The following is a 19,747-nucleotide window of genomic DNA, read 5'->3' on the forward strand; positions in this document are numbered from 1 at the left end:
GCACAAGCACAAGCACAAGCACAAGCACAAGCACAAGCACAAGCACAAGCACAAGCACCAGCACCGACCGAGAAGATCACCAGATGAAAGCGTAACGAAAGCCTCTCGGCCGCTCAAACCGAAATTCGGCAAGATAAGCCCGCCCGACCCGCGACGGAGTCAATATTGCGCTCGTATAATCGCCTCCTTTCAATGCGTCCGATTGACCGGAGTCAAGATGAGCACCCCAGCCCTAGCGCCCCTGGACCGTTCCGAAACCACTTTCCGCTTTCTCGCCGAGCCTAGCTCGGTCAACTTCGGCGGCAAAGTGCATGGCGGCGCATTGATGAAGTGGATCGACGAGACCGCGTATGCGTGCTCAGCGGTGTGGTCGGGGCGTTATTGCGTGACGGTTAGCGTGGGCAACATCCGCTTCCGCCGGCCGATCCTGGTCGGCAATCTGGTGGAATTGCGCGCGCGGGTCGTGGCGACGGGCCGTACCAGCATGCACATCCACGTGTCGGTGCAGGCGGGCGATCCGAAGGGCGGCGAGCTGCTGCAAACCACGGACTGCCTGGTGGTGATGGTCGCCGTCAACGAGAACGGCCACCCGGTGCCGGTGCCGGCGTTCGTGCCGGAAACGGACGAACAGAAGCGCCTCGCCAAGTACGCAATGGACGTGAAGGAAGCGCTCGACGCGATCGTCGAACTGAAGCCGGAAGAAGTGGCGCAGGGGAAGGTTTAAACGGCGCCACGGGCGGCATCGGCACGCCTCGCGGGACGTGCCGCCGCTTATCAGAGGCATGCGCCGGGCGCGCGATCGTTCGGCCCGCGCGTCCTGCTATTTGCAATCACGTCAGCCAATCTGCCGGATCGACCAACCTCCGGCCGGTCCCAGCGGCGATCACCCCGCCGAATGCCCGACCATATCCTTCGGCTGCACCCACTCGTCGAACTGCTGCTCGGTGACATAGCCGAGTGCGAGCGCTGATGCCTTCAGCGTCGTGCCTTCCTTGTGCGCCTTCTTCGCGATCTGCGCGGCCTTGTCGTAACCGATGTGCGGATTGAGCGCCGTCACCAGCATCAGCGATTCATTGAGCAGCGTATCGATGCGCTCGCGATTCGGCTCGATGCCGACCGCACAGTTATCGTTGAAACTGTGCGCGCCGTCGGCGAGCAAACGGACCGATTGCAGCACGTTGTGCGCGATCATCGGCCGGAACACGTTCAACTCGAAGTTGCCGCTTGCACCGCCGATATTCACGGCGACGTCGTTGCCGAACACTTGCGCGCACAGCATCGTCAAGGCTTCGGACTGGGTCGGATTGACCTTGCCCGGCATGATCGAACTGCCCGGTTCGTTCTCCGGAATCGACAGTTCGCCGAGGCCGCAGCGCGGGCCGCTCGCGAGCCAGCGGATGTCGTTGGCGATCTTGTTCAGGCTCGCCGCCACCGTCTTCAACGCGCCATGCGCGAACACCAGCGCATCGGCTGCGGCCATCACCTCGAATTTGTTCGGCGCCGAGACGAACGGCAAGCCGGTCAGTTTGCCGATTGCCGCCGCCACCTTGCCGGCGAACTGCGGATGCGCGTTCAGACCGGTGCCGACCGCCGTGCCGCCCTGCGCGAGTTCGTACAGATGCGGCAGCGCCGATTCCACGTGACGGATGCCATGATCGAGTTGCGCGACGTAGCCGGAAAACTCCTGGCCGAGCGTCAGCGGCGTGGCGTCCTGCAGATGCGTGCGGCCGATCTTGACGACGTCCACGAAGGCTTTTGCCTTGCCGTCGAGCGTCTCGCGCAGCGTCTTCAGCGCGGGCAGCAGATGCTTGACGATCGCATAGGCGGCGGCCACGTGCATGGCCGTCGGAAACACGTCGTTCGACGACTGGCCGCGATTCACGTCGTCGTTCGGATGCACTTTGCGCGCTTCGCCGCGCTCGCCGCCGAGCAGTTCGCTCGCGCGATTTGCGATCACCTCGTTGAGGTTCATGTTGGTCTGCGTGCCGGAGCCGGTTTGCCAGACCGCGAGCGGAAATTCCTCCGGGTGCTTGCCGTCGATGATCTCGTCGGCCGCTTGCATGATCGCCTTTGCCTTGTTCTCGTCGAGCACGCCCAGACCCTGGTTGACCTCGGCGGCGGCGCGCTTGATGACGGCGAGCGCCGTGATCAGTTCCGGCGATTGTTTCTCGGACGAAATGCGGAAATTCTGCAACGAGCGCTGGGTCTGCGCGCCCCATAGACGAGCGTTCGGTACGGCGATTTCACCGAACGTGTCGCGCTCCATTCGTACGTCTTCAGTCATGGTTCAACTCCGCTTCTCAAAGTTCTGCGTTGACAGGTAATAGGGAGAATAGACCCGTTAGCGCGTTCCGGTAAAAACCCGCTTGTGGGTCGAAGATATAGGTGCGGCGCGTGCCGTCTTCGACGTCGGTCCAGACGAGCGGCGAGAGGGGCGCGCCGATCGAGCGCAGATAGGCGAGTTGCGCCGGGTCGGCGAGCGTGACGCGATAGCTGGCCTCAGGCGCGATGGCGCGTTCGAAGATCTGCGCAACCTGTTCGGCGAGCGCCGGGCTATGGATGACCAGCGTCTGCTCGGTGTTCAGATTGGCCGAGCGCGGATCGAGATTCATCGAGCCGATCACCAGAATCCTGTGGTCGATGACATAGGTTTTTGCGTGCAGGCTGGCGCGTGAGCGAGATCCGGTGAGGCCCGCGCGCGGCACTCTCTGCTGCGGTTTGAATTCATACAACTCCACGCCCTGTTGCAGCAGCGGCACGCGGAAGGGGCTATAGCCGGCCTGCACCGCCACGGCGTCGGTCGCGGCGAGCGAGTTGGTCAGCACGGCGATGCGCACGCCGCGATGCGTCAGTTCGCCGGCCGCCTTGACCCCGCTCTCGTGCGGTACGAAGTAGGGCGAAATGATCAGAAAATCCTTCTGTGCGTCGCGCATCAGCTCGGCCAGTCGTTGCATCGGCGGGCTGACGTAGTCCGGTGAAGGATGTTCGATTTTTTCCGGCACGTCCGCCTTGAATTCGGCCGGCGCCCACGTCAAGCCGAGTTGATCGTGGGTAATTTGCGCCGCGAGCGGTGTCGCGTTCAGCGGTTTAGCGTTGTACGGATCGGCATTGATGCGCCAGTGCTCGCGTAAATCGTCGCGTGTCTGGTCGAGCTCTTTCGCGTCGAACTTCTGTTTGTTCAGTACGCGCAGCGGATAGGCGATGCTGCTGTTCCAGTAGTCGTCGAAACTGGCGGAGACGTCGGCGGTGACCGGACCGGCGGCGAGCACGTCGAGGTCGCGGAACTGCAGCGTTTCGCTGGCGCTGAAATATTCGTCGCCGAGGTTGCGGCCGCCGACGATGGCCAGCTGGTTGTCGGTGATCATCGACTTGTTGTGCATGCGGCGCGTGAAATGGCCGATCTGCGTGAATACGTTCGTGGTGCGTTCGAATACGCCTTCCTGCGCGCTGCCGAATGGATTGAAAACGCGAATCTCGATGTTGTCGTGCGAATTCAGACCCGCCATCACCTGGTCGATGTCCTTGAAGTTCAGGTCGTCGACCAGCATGCGCACTCTCACGCCGTGGTCGGCCGCATAGAGCGCGGCGCCGAGCAGCAGCTTGCCGGTGGTGTCCTCGTTGGCGATGTAGTACTGCATATCGAGGGTTTTCGTCGCCGCGCGCGCGAGCGCGATGCGCATCTGCAAGGCGTCGGTGCCGCTCGACAGTACCCGGAAACCGGACTCGTTCGGATGCGCGGCTTCGAGTGGCGCGAGGGCCGTTTGAAGCGGCGTTGTTTCAGTGGCGGGCAGTGCGTGAGTGACCGGACGGTCGAATGCGGTGGCGGGCGGTTTGGTTGCGCAGGCGGTCAGAAATGCCGCTGTGCAGAAGAGCAGGAAGAAATGTCTCGGTGTTTCCCAATTCCACGAAGGGATTTTCTTCGGGGTATGGGACTTCCTGCGGGACGCCCACCCATCCCTCAATCTCTCAAGGGGACTTCCTTCGATGCGGGGGATGTCCTCCGGCGTGGCGGCGGACGTCCTGCGGGTCGTGCTGAACGCGCACCTGCGGTTCTGTGCGATCTGATTCCGATTTCGATGCCACGACACGCTGTCTCTCCCTTGTTTGCGCGCTTCTCACGGCGGCAGCGCGTGTCGCGTGCTCACGCTGCCTGGAAATGCATTCTAAGGGGAATCACGTGTGTGAGCTTTCGTTCGTCCGTCTGATCATGGCGAGAGGCTTTCGTGTGGTCCGGTTGCCTGAGCGCCGCTTCCTGTCTGCACGCCATGGGCGTACAGACAGAGGCGGTCAGTCAAGGCAAAAGCACTGTGAAAGCAAAAGCGCTGCGACCCGCGACGCCTGATAGCCGCCGCGATGACGGTTACCCGCGTTCGACGTTCAACGCTCGCTCGCTATCCGGATGCGTCGATCCTTTCGCGGGACGTCCCGCCCAATAACCCGCGAGCAGCGAGCCGGACAGGTTATGCCACACCGAAAACAACGCGCCCGGCAACGCCGCGATCGGCGTGAAATACAGCTTGCCAAGCGTTGCCGCGAGTCCCGAGTTCTGCATGCCCACTTCGATAGCGAGCGTACGGCAGACGGCTTCGTCGAAGCCCAGCAGACGGCCCCCCCAGTAGCCACCGAGCAAACCGATGCCGTTGTGCAGCACCACACCCAGCATGACCACGAGGCCCACCGACGCGATGCTCTTCTGTGTGCCGCCCACTACCGCGCTGATGATCAGCAGGATCGCGACCATCGAGATCAGCGGCAAGATCGGTTCGACCTTGCGCACCGCCTTGTTGAACAGCTGGTTGACGACGAGGCCGACCACGATCGGCAGCGCGACGATCTGCAGGATGCTCATCAGCATGCCGTGCACGTCGACGGCAATCGAGGCATCCACATAAAGACGCGTGAGCAGCGGCGTCGCGAATACGCCGACCAGCGTCGACAACGCGCTGATCGTCACCGACAGCGCCACGTCGCCGCGCGCCAGATAGATCATCACGTTCGATGCCGTGCCGCTTGCCACGCTGCCCACCAGCACCATGCCGGCGGTCAGATCCGGCGGCATGCGCAGCACCTTGGCGATGGCCCATGCGGCGAGCGGCATGACGAGGTAATGCAGCACGATGCCGGCGATCACCGGCGCGGGCCGCGTGAAGACGCGCCGGAAATCGGCCACTGACAGCGTGACGCCCATTGCCAGCATGATGATCGTCAGGAGCGTGGTGACGTGCGGCGCAATGCCGGCGAACGAAGCGGGCGAGAAGTACGCGGCAATCGAAACGAGCACGGCCCAGAGCGGAAATAAACGGGTGACGCGGGCAAGCATGACGAGTGGTCCTTGATTATGTTTTATGGCGAGAATTGAAGGTCGGTCGAGCGGCGTGCCGCGATGGGCGGTGCATGCCGGGAGACGCTCCTTGTGAGGAGCGGCAGGCTCTGGCGGCGGGTGTCGGGCCGTTGGGCGGCGCGGGCCTTTGTGAGGTGCGCGAATGGGCTCACGCGGGTGCGCGCGATTTTTGCCAAAGCGCGCATTTTACCGTTCACGGGGCGTTTACCGGGGAACGTTGGTTGCGCGTGCAACCAGATGGCCTCGCGGCGTTGAGTCCGGTTCGCGTATTGGGGCACGCGAAAGCCGCATCTGGTTTTGCTTGGCTCATGCCGATGGAGCAGGCGGTACGCCGGGTGTGGCAGGCACGCGCCGCAAGCTCAGTTTGTGAAAGCGCAGCGTCATTAGCAGCGCGACGCTCGCGAGGCCGGCGGCGAGCCCCCACCACAACCCGCGGGCGCCCAGCCCGAAGTGAAATGCCAGCAGGTAACCGGTCGGAAAGCCGATAACCCAGTACCCGAACGTCGCGGCGATCATCGGCACCCGCGTGTCCTTCAGACCGCGCAGGCAACCCGAGCCGACCGTCTGCATGCCGTCGACGATCTGGAAGATCGCGGCCACGCCGAGCAGCGAACTCGCCAGGGTGACCGTGGCGGCATTGGCGGGGTCGTCGAGATGCAGGTACAAGCCGACGATCCAGTGCGGCGCGGCGATCAGCACGATACCCGACAGCGTCATGAAGCCGACGCCGAGCGCGAGCGCGACGAAACCCGCGTGGCGCGCGGCAAGCGGCTGGCCGGCGCCGGACCAGTAGCCGACCCGCACATTGGCCGCCTGGCCGATCGCGAGCGGCACCATGAAGGCCACCGAGGCGACGTTCAACGCGATCTGATGCGCGGCCAATTGCGATTCGCCGAGTAGGCCGACCATCAGGCCGGTGGCGAGGAACAGCGTCGATTCGACGCCGTAGGTAATCGCGACCGGCCAGCCGATGCCGAACAGTTCGCCCATCAACGGCACGTTCGGCCGCGTTGCGACGACGAAGTGTTTATAGCGTGGCCGCAGATGCAACAAGGCCATCAGGACGAGCGCACTCAGCCAGACGGTGATCGAGGTGGCCGCAGCCGAACCGAGAAAGCCGAGGCGGGGCAGTCCGTAGACGCCATGAATCAGCCCGTAATTGAGAAAGCCGTTGACGAACACGCTGACGAGCGACACCCACAGGAGCCGCTTGGCCGCGCCGATGGCCGGCAGGAACGAGCGCATCAGGCCGACGCCGATCAGACTGCCGAGCGAGCCCCAGCGCAGCACGGCCGCATATTCGCCGACGTTGTGCGCGAGCAGCGCGGGTTCGCCGAAAGCCAGCAGGATCGGTGTGGCGAACGAGAGCAGGAAAAATGCAGGCACGGACAGCAGCACCGACAACACCAGGCCGGTCCAGTAGATATGCGGCACGCGGCCTTCGTCCTGCGCACCGCGCGCATGCGAGACGCTCACGCTGACGGAGGTGAGCACGCCCTGCAGGAGCGTGACCACGACGAAGAACAGATTGGCGCCGAGGCCACCCGCGGCGAGCGCGTCAGGGCCGAGCGAGCCCAGCAGGATCGTGTCGGTGACGCCCATTGCCATTTGCGAAAGTTGCGCGATGGCGAGCGGCGCGGCGAGCCGGGCGGTGTCTGCGGCGTGGTGGGTCAAGGTCGGCGGCCGGGCGGCCACCCGGGTGAAGCCGGATTGAGTCATGGAGCGCTTGGAAGCGAAGGGGCGACAGCCTGGTGGCGGGCGCGAGCCGGCCGACTTGCGGGCTGCCGGCGAGGGGCGAAATGCGGAAGCTCACCGGAGCGTAGGGCGGCTGTCAGCCGATTGTTTGTCTGTCGAGACTGACAGCTTATTGCTTGGGCGGCGGGATGTCGATGGAAGAGGCACGATTTTGGTGCGTGCGGTCTTCCGAGTTTTCGGACTCGTTGTGTCGGATCACGGACCGTCTGGCGCGAGCCGTCGACTTCGAGTCCGCGACGGTCGGTATTCGGCTCGGTGTGTCCGGTTCAGAACGTGTCCCGTAGCCGGCAAGGCCGCGTCAGGCCTCGTGCACCGCGATTCGCGTATCGCCCAGCAGGACGACCTGGCCCGCGCGAATTTTGCAGGTTTTACGCGTTTCGACCCGGCCGTCGACGGTCACCGCCCCGTCCGCGACCATCATTTTTGCCGACCCGCCGCTGTCCGCAAGCCCCGTTATCTTCAGGAGATTGTGCAGTTCGACGTAGTCGCCGGTGAGGGTGAAATCGAGGTTGGGCATGGCGTTTGCGCGTTGAAGCAAAGGGTTCGCATGATAAGCCAGAAGCTTGCTCCTGAATGAAAAGTCCTGTGCTTGCAGGTCGGTGCCGGGTGATCGAAAGCAGATGTTATGTAGTTGTCAGAAAATGAAACGTTCCGTAACACGGGTCGTATATTGCGAACTTCACTCGTAAAGTGCGGGTCTGTAGGAAAGCTTGCTGGATTTTCCCAGCGATGAATAGACCGGGCGAGGTGCAGCACTTATCTGCGTGCCACGCCGGATATGGCGCCCGCGTCACAACAACTTTAGAGAGGATTTAGCCATGACTCAGATTCGTACGCTCCTGATCGGTACTGCCCTGACTGTTTTTGCCGCTACCGCTGCTGTCGCGCAGACCGCGCAACCGGCCGCTGGTTTGAACGGGCAGGTCCAGACCCAAGGCGCCGATGTCGCCCCCGCGTCACCGGCCGCGCAAGGTGTGCAGCCGGTGACGCCGGCGCCGACGCGTCTGACGGCATCGGGCTCGACCGATCCGCTGGTTCAGAAGCGCGACGCCAACGCCCAGGCTAATGCCGAATACAAGGCGTCGAAGAAGGCGTCCAAGGCGGAGTTGGCCGAGCAGAAAAAGGCCGCGAAGTCGCAGTACAAGGAGCAGGTGCGCGACGCCAAGATCAACCAGAAGGCCGATAAACAGGCTGCCAACAACGAAATGAAGATGAACATGCAAGGTCAGGCGGCTGATCAGGACAACGGCGCTGATGTGAAGCATTAAGTCTGGGATTGGCGCACGGGGAGGGCGGTGGTATTCCTCATCGCCGTCTCGTCCGTGGCAAGCCGGCCACCCCCGCAAAGTAATGCGCCGACGGTCGGTTCAGTCAATCTTGCTGTGGGATGTAATGGACGTCTCACTGTGCCTTAGCAAAGAAAATGGCCCGTAGCGCGTAAGCGTCCGGGCCATTTTTTGGCGTCGCGCGGAAAAAAGGGTCGCTTGTCTCCGATACTTGTATGGATATACAGTATGCGTCGCCGCGTCAATTCCCTCTCAGGCCCGAATCCACTGTGCTCTCCGTCGCTGAATCTCCGCCACCGCCCGATACGGGTACCGACCCGGGTGCCGACAGCACCGCCTGGCTGGCCAAGCTCAATGACGCGCAACGCGAAGCCGTCGAATATGGCGCCGACAGTCCCAACGCGCCGCCAGGTGCGCTGCTGGTGATTGCGGGGGCGGGGTCCGGCAAGACCAACACGCTGGCGCACCGGGTCGCCAATCTGGTGGTCAAGGGTGCCGATCCGCGCCGTATCCTGCTGCTGACCTTCTCGCGCCGCGCGGCGCTCGAAATGACCCGCCGCGTCACGCGCATTGTCGGTGCGGCGCTCGGCACACGGGCTGCGCTGGCGCAAGGGCTGACCTGGTCCGGGACTTTCCATAGCGTCGGCGCGCGGCTATTGCGCGAATACGCGGATCTGATCGGTCTCGCGCCCGCCTTCACGATCAACGACCGCGAGGATTCCGCCGACCTGATGAATCTCGTGCGCCACGAGCTCGGTTTGTCGGCGAAAGAGCGGCGCTTTCCGGCCAAGGGCGCCTGCTTTGCGATCTACTCGCGCGTGGTGAACACCGGTGCATCCCTCGCCGACGTGCTCAACAGCACGTTTCCCTGGTGCCGCGAGTGGGAAGCCGATCTGCGCATGCTGTTCGCCGCGTATGTGGAAGCCAAGCAGAAGCAGAACGTGCTCGACTACGACGACCTGTTGCTCTACTGGTCGCATATGGCTGCGGAGCCGGCGATCGCGGCCGATCTGTCGGCGCGCTTCGATCACGTGCTGGTCGACGAGTATCAGGACACCAACCGCCTGCAGGCGTCGATCCTGCTCGCGCTGAAACCGGATGGCCGCGGCCTCACCGTGGTCGGCGACGACGCCCAGTCGATCTATTCGTTTCGCGGCGCGACCGTGCGCAATATTCTCGATTTTCCGGCGCACTTCAATCCGCCCGCGAGGCAGATCACGCTCGAGCGCAACTACCGCTCGACCGGGCCGATTCTGGCGGCGTCGAATGCGGTGATCGAGCTTGCCAGCGAGCGCTACACGAAGAACCTGTGGACCGATAAGGCATCGGCGCAGCGCCCGCGCCTGGTGACGGTTGCCGGCGAGGCGGATCAGGCGCGCTATGTCGTCGAACAGGTGCTCGAAGCGCGCGAACAGGGCATGACGCTCAAATCGCAGGCGGTGCTGTTTCGCGCCGCGCATCACAGCGCCGCGCTCGAGATCGAGCTGACGCGGCGCAACATTCCGTTCGTCAAGTTCGGCGGACTGAAGTTTTTCGACTCGGTACACGTCAAGGATGTGCTCGCCGTGCTGCGCTGGGCGGAGAATCCGCGCGACCGTGTCGCGGGTTTTCGCGTCGTGCAGTTGTTGCCGGGCATTGGTCCCGCCACCGCCGCGAAGGTGCTGGACGAAGTCGTGGCCCGGGCCACCGCCGGCAATCCGGCCGGTCTCACCGATAGCGCCGGCGGCGCGCTGGCCGCCTTTGTGCCGCCCGCTCGCGCGCAGGAGGACTGGCATCCGTTCGTCAAGCTGATGTCGAGCGTGTATGGGCGGCAGACGCCGTGGCCGGCCGAGTTCGAAATGGTGCGGCGCTGGTACGAACCGCATCTCGAGCGCAACCATGAGGACGCGTCGATCCGTCACGCAGACGTGCTGCAGATGGAAAGCATCGCGGGCACCTATGCGTCGCGCGAACGCTTCCTGACGGAGCTGACGCTCGATCCGCCCGATGCCACCAGCGGCGAATCGGGCGTGCCGCTGATCGACGAGGACTACCTGATTCTGTCCACGATTCATTCGGCGAAAGGGCAGGAGTGGCGCAACGTGTTCGTGCTGAATGGCGTCGACGGCTGCATTCCGTCCGATCTCGGCACCGGCAGCGAAGAGGAAATCGACGAGGAGCGGCGCCTGTTATACGTGGCAATGACGCGCGCGAAGGAAGACCTGCATATCGTCGTGCCGCAGCGCTTTTACGTGCACAACCAGACCCATATGGGCGACCGTCACGTGTGGGCGTCGCGCACGCGGTTCATTCCGGCGCACCTGATGCCCTTGTTCGACGCCTATGCGTGGCCGCGCGTGCCGGTGCCGAGCGCGCCGACAGCGGCGGGATTGGCCGCCGCGGCCCAGGCGAAGATCGAGATTGGGGCGAAGCTCAGGAAAATGTGGGATTAGAGCGTGAGGCGAGGCCGCATCCTTTGGTCTCTCCTCTGACGCCGAGGGCGGCCGCTGAGGCCGCCCTCGGTTGCAAATGGTCGCTGCCGGCCGGTTTTAGCGTGACTGCCGTTGCTGCTGTTGCGGCACCGGGCGCGGCGGCACAAAGAAATTGCGCAGCCAGGCGGCGAGGCGCGAGAACACGTCATACGGTTCTTCAACGAAGATTTCCGGCTTCAGCAGGCGCAGGTATTCCATGATCTGCTGTGCTTCCTGCTTCTGGAACGAGCCGTGCGAAATGCCCAGACGCAGCAGTCCGCGCAGTTCGCCGAGTTTTTCGCGCGCCGTACTGCCGACGTTCGTTTCGCACGCCACTTTGGCCTCGTAGACGCGCTGACGCAGCGATTCCACCAGGCGCCAGGCCGGTGTCTGCATGACTTCCTCGAGCGCCTGGATGTCCTGCGCGGCGCTTTTGATCTGCGCCGCGAGCGGATCGATCAATGCCGCGTCGCCTTCCGCTTCCTTGACGATGGCCGCAGCCCAGTCGCGGCACTGCTTGGCGAGCTCTTCCGGCGTCCATTCCGAGCGCGCCGCAAAGCCGAAGCCGAATTCCCCCGCCTGTCTCATCAGAATCGCGACGACGTCCGGGAATTCCTTATCCAGCGTGCGTTTCGCCCATGCGTACTGGCCGCCCTGCAACATCCGCTGAACCGCGTGTTCGGTGAGCGGCACCATGTTGTCGAGCAGCTTGGCGCGCAAAAAGTCTTCAAACGACGGCGTCGCGAACTGCGGATCGAGCTTCAGCGAAACCCGCAGAAAAGCGTCGAAGTCCTTGCGCAGCGTCGCAATGGTCTCGTCTTTGAGCGTGAGGGTGATTTGACCCATGTGTTATCCCGTTTGGTCCTGCCGCGCTGCATCGTCACGTCGGCGGTTCGCGCACGAACCCCGTAAGACGCGACGCCGATGCCAGCGCGGTTGATTCCTGCCTGTTGCCGCGTAACCAACGGGACGTATCCCGACGAGCGGACCTCGACTTCTTATCGGCGGACTCCGGGAAAACTTAAGGGTGCGTGGCGTGTTGGCGGCGGCTTTAGAGGGATGCGTCGCCTGCGAGGGCGGCGCGCGGCGGGCGCCGCCCGGTGCCAAGGCCGCCGCATTTGGCGTCCAGGGCAACGTGGGCGCCGTTTTCGCGCGATGTCGATCTCGAACCGCGCCTTGAAACGCGCCTATTTAAGCACGACGGCTTGCCAGACAAAAAAGACCGTCAGGCCGACCGCGATGGTCAGGAGCGGTCGCCGCGTCACGGCGCTGACTACGATGGCGGCCAGCGCACCGACCAGTTGCGGATTGCGCCAGGTCAATTCGGCACTGGTGCCGTGCGGCGAGACCGCCATCGGCACGATGATCGCGGTCAGCACGGTAACCGGCACGAAGCCGAGCGCGGTGCGCACGAGCGGCGGAAACACCAGCCTGTCGCCGAGCACGAAGACGGCGGCGCGGATTACCCACGTAATGGCAGCCATGCCGAGGATCAGAACGACATAGTTCATCGCGATGCCTCCGCGGTTTCCTTTGAGGCGATCCGCGGGGCTTCCCGCAGAGGGCCTTGCGAGGTTTCGCGTGAAGCGCCTTGCGAGGATTCGCGACTTCCCCGTACGCCTCGCCCAAATCGCGGCGCTGACAGCAAGACGCCGATTGCCACGCCCGCGAAGACGGCGCCGAGCAGGCCGAGTTTGTACGGCCACGCCTGCCAGAAGAAAGCCAGCGTGCCCGCGGTTGCCGCCGCCGCGATATAGCGCAGCGCGACGAGCTGTGGCACGACGATCGCGATGAACGTGGCGACCATCGCGAAATCGAGTCCGAGCGACTGCAGGCCCGGAAAGGCTGCGCCGAACAGCAGGCCGGCGACGGTCCAGATCTGCCAGTTCAGATACATGGCCAGACCGGCGCCAAAGAAGTAGTGCGGGCCCACCGTGCCGGGCTCCCGATGCCGGTAGTGTTCCCACGCGACCGCGAAGACTTCGTCGGTGAGCAGCGCGCCGAGCGCCCAGCGCCAGCGTGCGGACAGGTGCGCGACGTGCGGCGCGAGCGTCGCGCTATACAGCACGTGACGCAGGTTGACGACGAGTGTGGTTGCCCAGATCACCGCGAAACTCGCGTGGCCGGCGATCAGGCCCAGCGCGATGAATTGTGCGGAGCCGGCGAACACGACGAGCGACATCAACTGGCCGTGCCACAGATGCAGCGGGCCGGACGCGACCAGAGTGCCGAAAATCACGCCGAAGGGCGCCGCGCCGACCATCATCGGGATGATGTCGCGCGCGCCGGCGGTGAATTCTTTTAAGTGGCCTGCGCTTGAGGGCTGGCCAGGGTTGGAATGGGTCAATCTTGCCTCCTTGATGCTGGAAGAATAGCGGGCGAGGCTGGGCGGGGCTTGTACGTTCTTGCTATGGGTGTGTGGGTGTGTAGGCGGTAGATGCGTCGGTGCTGCGGCGCTGCTACTGAGCTGCAGAGGGTGGTTGCTGGTTGATTGGGTTGATGCAGTGCGCGAGGCGGAAGGGGCTCGGAGTGAACTTGTGAAGGTCGTCCAGAGATTGCATCGTTCGGTCCACGGCCGGCTGTGCGGGCCTCCTATGCGGGCGCGTAGGTCGCCTTTGAGATGGCCGGATGGGACCGCCCTGGCAACTCGATAGCGTCGCAACCATCCCGCCGGCGCCGTCCTGTCGTCCTGTGAGGCCGCGTCAGCTGCCTTGCCAGCGCCCCGGCGGCACGCCGAACATGCGCCGGAAATGGCGGGTGAAATGGCTTTGGTCCGTGAAGCCACTTGCCGCGGCGACGTCCGTCACGGAAACACCCGCCCGCAATGGCGCGAGCGCGCGCTGCAAGCGCACCTGGTTACGCCACGCGTGCGGCGGCAATCCGGTGGTCTGTGTGAAAAGGCGGGCGGCGTGAAAGGGCGACAGGCCCGCGGCCTGCGCGACTTCGGCCAGCGTGACAGCTTCGGCGAGATCGCCGGTCAGGCGCTCCTGCATCGTCGCGACGCGGGCGTCGTCGGCAGCGAGGGGCGACGCTTCCGGATGCGTTTGCGCGTAGCGGACCAGCAAGGTGGACAGCGCGTCGAGCATCGCGGCCTCGGCGGCGAGCGGATCGTCGCCGGCCTCCAGCAGGCAGTGCGCGCGCGCCAGACGCTGCGCCAGATCGGGGTCGCGGATGACGCCCGGCGCGAACCACGGCAATGCTTGCGGCTGGCCGGCGACTTCATTGGCAAGCTCATGAATGAAATTCACCGGCGCATACATCACGCGATAGCGCCAGCCTGCCTCGACCGCCTTCGATCCCGTGTGCAGCTCGCCGGGATTGATGATCGGCACGCTGCCCGCTTCCGCCACATAGTCCGAACCACGATACCGATAACCCTCGGCGCCCGCGACGATCACCGGGATCGTGTACGCATCGTGCCAATGCGGCGTGAACTCGTGATCGCGATATTCGGCCGTGAGCAGATCCGCGCCGGGCAGAAGCGGCGTGCGCCAGTAGCGGGCGGAATCCTGGAAGCGATGGGCGGTCATGGTGAAAGTCTGGCGATTCTGCGATCCGGCAGTACCGGCGATCCGGCATGACCAATCAGTGTAGCGCGCCGTGGCCGATGCGGTTGCTCATGTGTGGATGTCCTTGTGCCGTGAGCCTGGCCGCATGGCGGTGACTACTTGACCGGAATCGTCGTGCCCGCCGGCATGGGCACGGCGCTCACGCTGTTTTTCGCACTACCGCTGACAACGCGATCGCTATACGTCAAGTACACCAGCGCGTTGCGCTTTGCGTCGACCACCCGCACCACATGCAGTGATTTGAAGATCAGCGACATGCTGACCGAGAACACGTCGGATTGCTGCTTTACCGGGCCGGTGAAGTGGATCGCGCCGACCTGCCGGCAAGCGATCGACGCCTCGGTCGGGTCTTCGGCGATGCCCAGCGTGCCCTTGACGCCGCCCGTGCGCGCACGTGAAACGTAGCAGGTCACGCCTTGCACTTGCGGATCATCGTAGGCTTCGACGACCACGCGGTCGGAGCCGGTAATGCGGAAATTGGTATTGACGCTGCCGACCTCTTCGCTGTGGGCCGAGGGCAGCAGCAGGGCGGTGGTGACTGCAAGCGCGATGCGCAACACGGTGGGTTTCATGGCGGGGCCGGGAATGAGTGCTTGGGTTGGACGCAGGGATTTGCGTCGATAAACCGCCATCGTATAACGGCGTGCCCGCCAGATGATCCGTGCAAATGCCCCAGGATATGCGTCACTGTCTTGTCGGAACAGGCGCAGGAAGTCCGACTTGGTTCACCTGGCCCTGCGCCGAAACAGGTCAACCCAAAAGATCAGCCAAAACAAAAAGGCCCGCACGAATGCGGGCCTTCCAAATTTTGGCTCCTCGACCTGGGCTCGAACCAGGGACCTACGGATTAACAGTCCGGCGCTCTACCGACTGAGCTATCGAGGAACAGCAGTACAACTTGATCTACATAAAAAAGCCCGTATTGGTTAACGGGCTTTTGCAATTCTTGGCTCCTCGACCTGGGCTCGAACCAGGGACCTACGGATTAACAGTCCGGCGCTCTACCGACTGAGCTATCGAGGAACAGAACAACAAACAGCAGAGAAACGAAATTGTAGGAGGTGACTAAGCGCCTGTCAATACCCAGCCTTCATCTCGATTTGATTCGAATGCAGCAGCGGGGCGCAGGCCTTGCCGCTCAGCGTACGAGCAGGGCCAGTTTTTCCTTCACGTCCTTGAATTCGTCGGCTTCCGGCAGCGGCGCTTTGGTCTTGGTGATGCTCGGCCAGTTCTTCGCCAGTTCGGCATTCAGTTCGGTGAAGTGCTGCTGGTCGCCCGGCACGTCTTCTTCGGCATAAATGGCGTTCACCGGGCATTCGGCCACGCACACGGCGCAGTCGATGCATTCATCGGGGTCGATCGCGAGGAAGTTGGGACCTTCGCGAAAGCAGTCCACCGGGCACACATCGACACAGTCGGTATAGCGGCACTTGATGCAGCTTTCGGTCACAACGTGAGTCATTCAGGCAGCTCCTGCATGCGGAATCAGGGGAGGCGAAACGCCAAAAGCGCTATTGTATCGTAACGTCAAGAGCCGCATGTAGCATCAGGCAACGGCTTTTATACGTTTTCGTGATTAGTTTATGGTGTCCGGGGAGCGCCGCCGGCCGGCACGCTGAATCCGGATGCATTCGGGTAACATGCGTCAGGTTGGCGCGCACGGGGCGCGCCGAACGCGCATGGGTTGACGTGGTTGGTCGAGCCAAGCCTTCCGTTTTTCCTGCAGTCCCAGTTCGCACCATCATGATTATTACTTCGCTGCTCGACACCGATCTGTACAAGTTCACGATGATGCAAGTGGTGTTGCATCACTTTCCCGCGGCGAATGTCGAGTACCGGTTTCGCTGCCGTACGCCGAACGTCGACCTCGTGCCGTATATCGGCGAGATTCGCGATGAAGTGCGCAAGCTCTGCGATCTGCGCTTCGCCGACGAAGAACTCGACTACCTGCGGCGCATGCGCTTCATCAAGGGCGATTTCATCGAGTTTCTCGCGCTGTTCCATCTGAACGAGAAATACATTTCGATCGAACCGTCGCCGAAGGGCAACGGCGAAATCGACATCGAGATCAAGGGGCCGTGGCTGCACACGATCCTGTTCGAGATCCCGATGCTTGCGATCGTCAACGAGGTCTACTTCCGCAACACCCAGCAGAAGCCTGATTACAGCGAAGGGCGGGGCCGTCTCGTCGAGAAGATCAAGCTGCTCGGCGCGCGCCCGGAATTCGCAGACTGCAAGATCGCCGACTACGGCACGCGCCGCCGCTTCTCGAAGCAATGGCACGAAGAAGTGATTCTCACGTTGAAAGACGGCCTGGGCGAGCAATTCGCCGGCACCAGCAACGTCTTCTACGCGATGAAGCACAGCCTCACGCCGCTCGGCACGATGGCGCATGAATACCTGCAGGCGTGTCAGGCGCTCGGTCCGCGGCTGCGCGATTCGCAGATCTTCGGCTTCGAAATGTGGGCCAAGGAGTATCGCGGCGACTTGGGCATTGCACTGTCGGACGTGTATGGCATGGAGGCCTTCCTGCGCGACTTCGACATGTACTTCTGCAAGCTGTTCGACGGCGCGCGCCACGATTCCGGCGACCCGTTCGATTGGGGCGAGCGCCTGCTCAAGCACTACGAGGCGAACCGCTGCGACCCGCGCACCAAGATTCTCGTGTTCTCCGACGCGCTCGACATCCCGAAGGTGCTGCAACTATACGAGCGTTTCCGCGGCCGCTGCAAGCTGGCATTCGGCGTAGGAACCAATCTGACAAACGACCTGGGCTACAACCCCTTGCAGATCGTCATCAAGATGGTTCGCTGCAACGGTCAGCCGGTGGCGAAGCTGTCGGATTCGCCGGGCAAGAACATGTGCGAAGACAAGGCCTATCTCGCGTATCTGCGTCAGGTGTTCGGCATTGCGCAACCCGAGGAAGACGCCGCGAAGTAATGCGGCGTCTGCGCGGCGCGTGTGCGATTCATGCGGCTGTGTTTTGCGTCGATGTCGTCTGCCGATATCTCGCTGGGATCTCGCAGAGATTGCGCTCGCCGGGTCGTCGATAGGCTGTCTTAGACCATTCGGCCAGGGTGTTCCCGCGTAGGGCGGCCGGTATAATTCCCGCCATATCGCACGGCTGCCGACACGAGGATTTCGCATATGGATACATCGATTGCTCGCCGCAACATTCTGGCGCGCATCCGTGCAGCGCAAGGGCGCGAACCTGAGCCGTCCGCTTCCGAGCGTGAGGCGGCTGCGGATTATCTGGCTCGTCATCCCGAGGGCCCGCGTCCAGAAATGCCGGCCGATCTGACCACGCGCTTTATCGAAGAAGCGCAGAGAATGGCAACCACGGTCGATACGGTCGAATCGCTCGGCGATGTGCCTTCCGCAGCGTATCGCTATCTCACCGAACACGCTTTGCCGCTGCAGGCGATCGCATGGCAAACCCTGCGAGATCTGCAATGGGCCGAAGCCGGCCTCCACGTCGAATTCCGCAAACCTGAAGACGGCGATGGGGTCGGTCTCACCGGCTGCTTCTGTGCAACCGCGGAGACGGGCACGCTCGTTTTGTTGTCCGGGCCGGAAACCTATGCATCGGCAGGTCTGTTGCCGGAAACGCATATTGCAATCGTGCCGGCTTCGCGCATCGTCTCAGGACATGAAGAGGCGTTCGGGCTGATCCGTAGCGAACGCGGCGAACTTCCGCGTGCGGTCAATTTCGTCTCCGGGCCGTCGCGCACCGGCGATATCGAACAGACTATCGTGCTCGGTGCACATGGGCCGTACCGGGTGCATGTGATCGTCGTACGTGGCGCCTGAGCGTGGCGGCCGGCTGGGCCTCCGCCGCGCACCGTCACTCGCGCCAACAAGGACTTCAAGAATATGAAACGACATGCCGTGTGGGCGAGCATGATGCTCGCTGCTGCTCTGACGCTGGGCGGGTGGCCTCAACTGGCCTCCGCGGCTACGCTCGACGGCGCGACTTTGTCGGCGTTGTGGGGCTTGCCCTTTGCGGGCGTGCTGTTGTCGATCGCGGTGTTTCCGTTGGTCGCGCCGGCATTCTGGCATCACCATTTCGGCAAGATCGCGGCAGCGTGGGCGCTGCTCTTCCTGGCGCCGTTTGCGCTGACCTTCGGCACGGGCGTCGCATTCGGAACGCTGGTGCACGCGGTGCTCGAAGAATACATTCCGTTCATTGTGCTGTTGACTGCGCTTTATACGGTCGCGGGCGGCATCTGCGTACGCGGCAATCTGCATGGCACGCCGCGCCTGAATACCGCAATTCTCGCGCTCGGCACCGTATTGGCCAGCATCATGGGCACGACCGGCGCGGCGATGCTGCTGATCCGCCCATTGCTGCGCGCTAACGACAATCGCAAGCACGTCGTTCATGTGGTGGTGTTCTTTATCTTTCTGGTCGCGAACGCGGGCGGCTCGTTGTCGCCGCTCGGCGACCCGCCACTCTTTCTCGGCTTCCTGCAGGGCGTGAGTTTCTTCTGGACCACCACGCATCTGGCGTTGCCGATGCTGTTCGTCTGCGGCGTGCTGCTGGCTGGGTTTTATGCATTGGACTCGTACTATTTTCATCGGCGTGAAGAAGAGCGTTCGCGTTTTCTCGACCCGACGCCGGATTCGCCGCCGCTGGGTGTCGACGGCAAAATCAATTTCGTGCTTCTCGTTGCCGTAATCGCGCTGGTTCTGATGAGCGGACTCTGGAAGTCGGACGTGGTGTTCGACGTTTTCGGCACGCACGTCGCTCTGCAAAATGCCGTGCGCGACGCCGCGCTGATCGGCGTCACCCTGCTTTCGCTGGCGTTGACGCCGCGTGAGGCACGCGCGGGCAATGACTTCAACTGGGCGCCGATCGAAGAGGTCGCCAAACTGTTTGCCGGCATCTTCGTGACGATCGCGCCGGTCATCACGATCCTGCGTGCCGGCGAAGCGGGTGCGTTCGCCGGCATCGTCCATCTGGTCAATCCGTCCGGTCAGCCGCACGACCTGATGTACTTCTGGGCGACCGGCCTGCTATCGTCGTTTCTCGACAACGCGCCGACCTACCTGGTGTTCTTCAACCTGGCCGGCGGTAACGCGCAGACGCTGATGACCACCGGCGCCACCACGCTCGCCGCGATTTCGGCTGGCGCGGTGTTCATGGGCGCCAACACGTATATCGGCAATGCGCCGAACTTCATGGTGAAAGCGATCGCGGAGTCGCGCGGCGTTCGCATGCCGAGCTTTTTCGCGTATCTCGGCTGGTCGGTTGCGGTGTTGATACCGCTCTTTCTCGTCACTGGCTGGCTGTTTTTTTTGACGCCTGATTTCACGCTTATCTTGACGCCGAGGTAGTTGAACTCG

16 protein-coding genes, 2 tRNA genes and 1 pseudogene are annotated in these 19,747 nt (G+C 63.1%); 6 read left to right on the forward strand and 13 right to left on the reverse strand.

The window, feature by feature from the left end; all coding sequences use genetic code 11:
• Nucleotides 1-217 precede the first annotated feature (217 nt).
• The gene (locus tag PQQ95_RS28185) at nucleotides 218-724 is read left to right on the forward strand and encodes an acyl-CoA thioesterase (protein ID WP_028199238.1); all 507 of its coding nucleotides are present in this window, start codon (nucleotides 218-220) and stop codon (nucleotides 722-724) included.
• 159 nt (nucleotides 725-883) lie between these two features.
• Here the strand turns inward: PQQ95_RS28185 and fumC are convergent, their stop codons facing one another.
• The 5 genes from fumC to PQQ95_RS28210 form a co-directional block, all read right to left on the reverse strand.
• Nucleotides 884-2,284, reverse strand: a complete 1,401-nt coding sequence (fumC, locus tag PQQ95_RS28190; RefSeq protein ID WP_408443451.1) for a class II fumarate hydratase — start codon at nucleotides 2,282-2,284, stop codon at nucleotides 884-886.
• Nucleotides 2,285-2,300: 16 nt separating this feature from the next.
• The gene (locus tag PQQ95_RS28195; protein WP_408443692.1) at nucleotides 2,301-3,914 is read right to left on the reverse strand and encodes a phospholipase D family protein; all 1,614 of its coding nucleotides are present in this window, start codon (nucleotides 3,912-3,914) and stop codon (nucleotides 2,301-2,303) included.
• Nucleotides 3,915-4,360: 446 nt separating this feature from the next.
• Nucleotides 4,361-5,320 carry a ketopantoate/pantoate/pantothenate transporter PanS gene (panS, locus tag PQQ95_RS28200; protein ID WP_408443454.1) on the reverse strand — a complete coding sequence of 320 codons (960 nt, stop codon included), beginning with the start codon at nucleotides 5,318-5,320 and terminating at the stop codon, nucleotides 4,361-4,363.
• A gap of 327 nt (nucleotides 5,321-5,647) precedes the next feature.
• On the reverse strand, nucleotides 5,648-7,060 hold the full coding sequence (locus PQQ95_RS28205; RefSeq protein ID WP_408443456.1) for an MATE family efflux transporter: 1,413 nt from the start codon (nucleotides 7,058-7,060) through the stop codon (nucleotides 5,648-5,650).
• Between the two features lie 334 nt (nucleotides 7,061-7,394).
• Nucleotides 7,395-7,613 (reverse strand): RNA-binding S4 domain-containing protein, encoded by a 219-nt coding sequence (locus PQQ95_RS28210; protein WP_011489423.1) that lies wholly within the window; start codon nucleotides 7,611-7,613, stop codon nucleotides 7,395-7,397.
• A 301-nt stretch (nucleotides 7,614-7,914) separates the two neighbouring features.
• On the opposite strand from PQQ95_RS28210, the gene PQQ95_RS28215 reads away from it, so the two are divergent.
• Together PQQ95_RS28215 and PQQ95_RS28220 are read left to right on the forward strand one after the other, a co-directional pair.
• Nucleotides 7,915-8,364 (forward strand): hypothetical protein, encoded by a 450-nt coding sequence (locus tag PQQ95_RS28215; RefSeq protein WP_408443458.1) that lies wholly within the window; start codon nucleotides 7,915-7,917, stop codon nucleotides 8,362-8,364.
• A 233-nt stretch (nucleotides 8,365-8,597) separates the two neighbouring features.
• Nucleotides 8,598-10,814 carry an ATP-dependent helicase gene (locus PQQ95_RS28220; protein ID WP_408443460.1) on the forward strand — a complete coding sequence of 739 codons (2,217 nt, stop codon included), beginning with the start codon at nucleotides 8,598-8,600 and terminating at the stop codon, nucleotides 10,812-10,814.
• A gap of 96 nt (nucleotides 10,815-10,910) precedes the next feature.
• Here the strand turns inward: PQQ95_RS28220 and PQQ95_RS28225 are convergent, their stop codons facing one another.
• From PQQ95_RS28225 to fdxA, 8 genes and pseudogenes are all read right to left on the reverse strand, one after another.
• Nucleotides 10,911-11,678 (reverse strand): DUF4088 family protein, encoded by a 768-nt coding sequence (locus PQQ95_RS28225; RefSeq protein ID WP_408443463.1) that lies wholly within the window; start codon nucleotides 11,676-11,678, stop codon nucleotides 10,911-10,913.
• A 341-nt stretch (nucleotides 11,679-12,019) separates the two neighbouring features.
• A complete protein-coding gene (locus PQQ95_RS28230) occupies nucleotides 12,020-12,343 on the reverse strand; it encodes an AzlD domain-containing protein (protein WP_408443466.1) in 324 nt (107 codons plus the stop codon).
• An 80-nt stretch (nucleotides 12,344-12,423) separates the two neighbouring features.
• Nucleotides 12,424-13,179, reverse strand: a pseudogene (locus PQQ95_RS28235) (AzlC family ABC transporter permease); the annotation flags it as partial.
• A gap of 355 nt (nucleotides 13,180-13,534) precedes the next feature.
• Complete coding sequence (locus PQQ95_RS28240) at nucleotides 13,535-14,362, reverse strand: helix-turn-helix transcriptional regulator (protein ID WP_408443468.1); 828 nt, start codon at nucleotides 14,360-14,362, stop codon at nucleotides 13,535-13,537.
• Nucleotides 14,363-14,496: 134 nt separating this feature from the next.
• The gene (locus tag PQQ95_RS28245) at nucleotides 14,497-14,973 is read right to left on the reverse strand and encodes a CreA family protein (protein WP_408443471.1); all 477 of its coding nucleotides are present in this window, start codon (nucleotides 14,971-14,973) and stop codon (nucleotides 14,497-14,499) included.
• A gap of 237 nt (nucleotides 14,974-15,210) precedes the next feature.
• Nucleotides 15,211-15,286 (reverse strand) — tRNA-Asn (locus PQQ95_RS28250).
• 62 nt (nucleotides 15,287-15,348) lie between these two features.
• Nucleotides 15,349-15,424, reverse strand: a tRNA-Asn gene (locus tag PQQ95_RS28255).
• A 115-nt stretch (nucleotides 15,425-15,539) separates the two neighbouring features.
• Complete coding sequence (fdxA, locus tag PQQ95_RS28260; protein WP_408443473.1) at nucleotides 15,540-15,863, reverse strand: ferredoxin FdxA; 324 nt, start codon at nucleotides 15,861-15,863, stop codon at nucleotides 15,540-15,542.
• A gap of 281 nt (nucleotides 15,864-16,144) precedes the next feature.
• Here fdxA and pncB point away from each other — a divergent pair, with 281 nt between their 5' ends.
• From pncB to PQQ95_RS28275, 3 genes are all read left to right on the forward strand, one after another.
• Nucleotides 16,145-17,341 (forward strand): nicotinate phosphoribosyltransferase, encoded by a 1,197-nt coding sequence (gene pncB, locus PQQ95_RS28265; RefSeq protein ID WP_408443475.1) that lies wholly within the window; start codon nucleotides 16,145-16,147, stop codon nucleotides 17,339-17,341.
• A 207-nt stretch (nucleotides 17,342-17,548) separates the two neighbouring features.
• Entirely contained in the window at nucleotides 17,549-18,211 is a 663-nt protein-coding gene (locus PQQ95_RS28270) for a LutC/YkgG family protein (RefSeq protein ID WP_408443477.1), read from the forward strand.
• Nucleotides 18,212-18,274: 63 nt separating this feature from the next.
• The gene (locus PQQ95_RS28275) at nucleotides 18,275-19,738 is read left to right on the forward strand and encodes a sodium:proton antiporter (protein WP_408443480.1); all 1,464 of its coding nucleotides are present in this window, start codon (nucleotides 18,275-18,277) and stop codon (nucleotides 19,736-19,738) included.
• The last annotated feature ends 9 nt before the right edge of the window (nucleotides 19,739-19,747 follow it).

Source organism: Paraburkholderia caffeinilytica, from assembly GCF_046030355.1.
Lineage (GTDB): Bacteria > Pseudomonadota > Gammaproteobacteria > Burkholderiales > Burkholderiaceae > Paraburkholderia > Paraburkholderia caffeinilytica_B.

Bases quoted from the DNA above. Each gene is read 5' to 3' on its own strand.
- fdxA (WP_408443473.1), bottom strand. From the start codon at position 15,863: ATGACTCACGTTGTGACCGAAAGCTGCATCAAGTGCCGCTATACCGAC.
- PQQ95_RS28230 (WP_408443466.1), bottom strand. From the start codon at position 12,343: ATGAACTATGTCGTTCTGATCCTCGGCATGGCTGCCATTACGTGGGTA.
- PQQ95_RS28245 (WP_408443471.1), bottom strand. From the start codon at position 14,973: ATGAAACCCACCGTGTTGCGCATCGCGCTTGCAGTCACCACCGCCCTG.
- pncB (WP_408443475.1), top strand. From the start codon at position 16,145: ATGATTATTACTTCGCTGCTCGACACCGATCTGTACAAGTTCACGATG.
- PQQ95_RS28215 (WP_408443458.1), top strand. From the start codon at position 7,915: ATGACTCAGATTCGTACGCTCCTGATCGGTACTGCCCTGACTGTTTTT.
- PQQ95_RS28210 (WP_011489423.1), bottom strand. From the start codon at position 7,613: ATGCCCAACCTCGATTTCACCCTCACCGGCGACTACGTCGAACTGCAC.
- fumC (WP_408443451.1), bottom strand. From the start codon at position 2,284: ATGACTGAAGACGTACGAATGGAGCGCGACACGTTCGGTGAAATCGCC.
- panS (WP_408443454.1), bottom strand. From the start codon at position 5,320: ATGCTTGCCCGCGTCACCCGTTTATTTCCGCTCTGGGCCGTGCTCGTT.
- PQQ95_RS28225 (WP_408443463.1), bottom strand. From the start codon at position 11,678: ATGGGTCAAATCACCCTCACGCTCAAAGACGAGACCATTGCGACGCTG.
- PQQ95_RS28220 (WP_408443460.1), top strand. From the start codon at position 8,598: ATGGATATACAGTATGCGTCGCCGCGTCAATTCCCTCTCAGGCCCGAA.
- PQQ95_RS28275 (WP_408443480.1), top strand. From the start codon at position 18,275: ATGAAACGACATGCCGTGTGGGCGAGCATGATGCTCGCTGCTGCTCTG.
- PQQ95_RS28270 (WP_408443477.1), top strand. From the start codon at position 17,549: ATGGATACATCGATTGCTCGCCGCAACATTCTGGCGCGCATCCGTGCA.
- PQQ95_RS28185 (WP_028199238.1), top strand. From the start codon at position 218: ATGAGCACCCCAGCCCTAGCGCCCCTGGACCGTTCCGAAACCACTTTC.
- PQQ95_RS28240 (WP_408443468.1), bottom strand. From the start codon at position 14,362: ATGACCGCCCATCGCTTCCAGGATTCCGCCCGCTACTGGCGCACGCCG.
- PQQ95_RS28205 (WP_408443456.1), bottom strand. From the start codon at position 7,060: ATGACTCAATCCGGCTTCACCCGGGTGGCCGCCCGGCCGCCGACCTTG.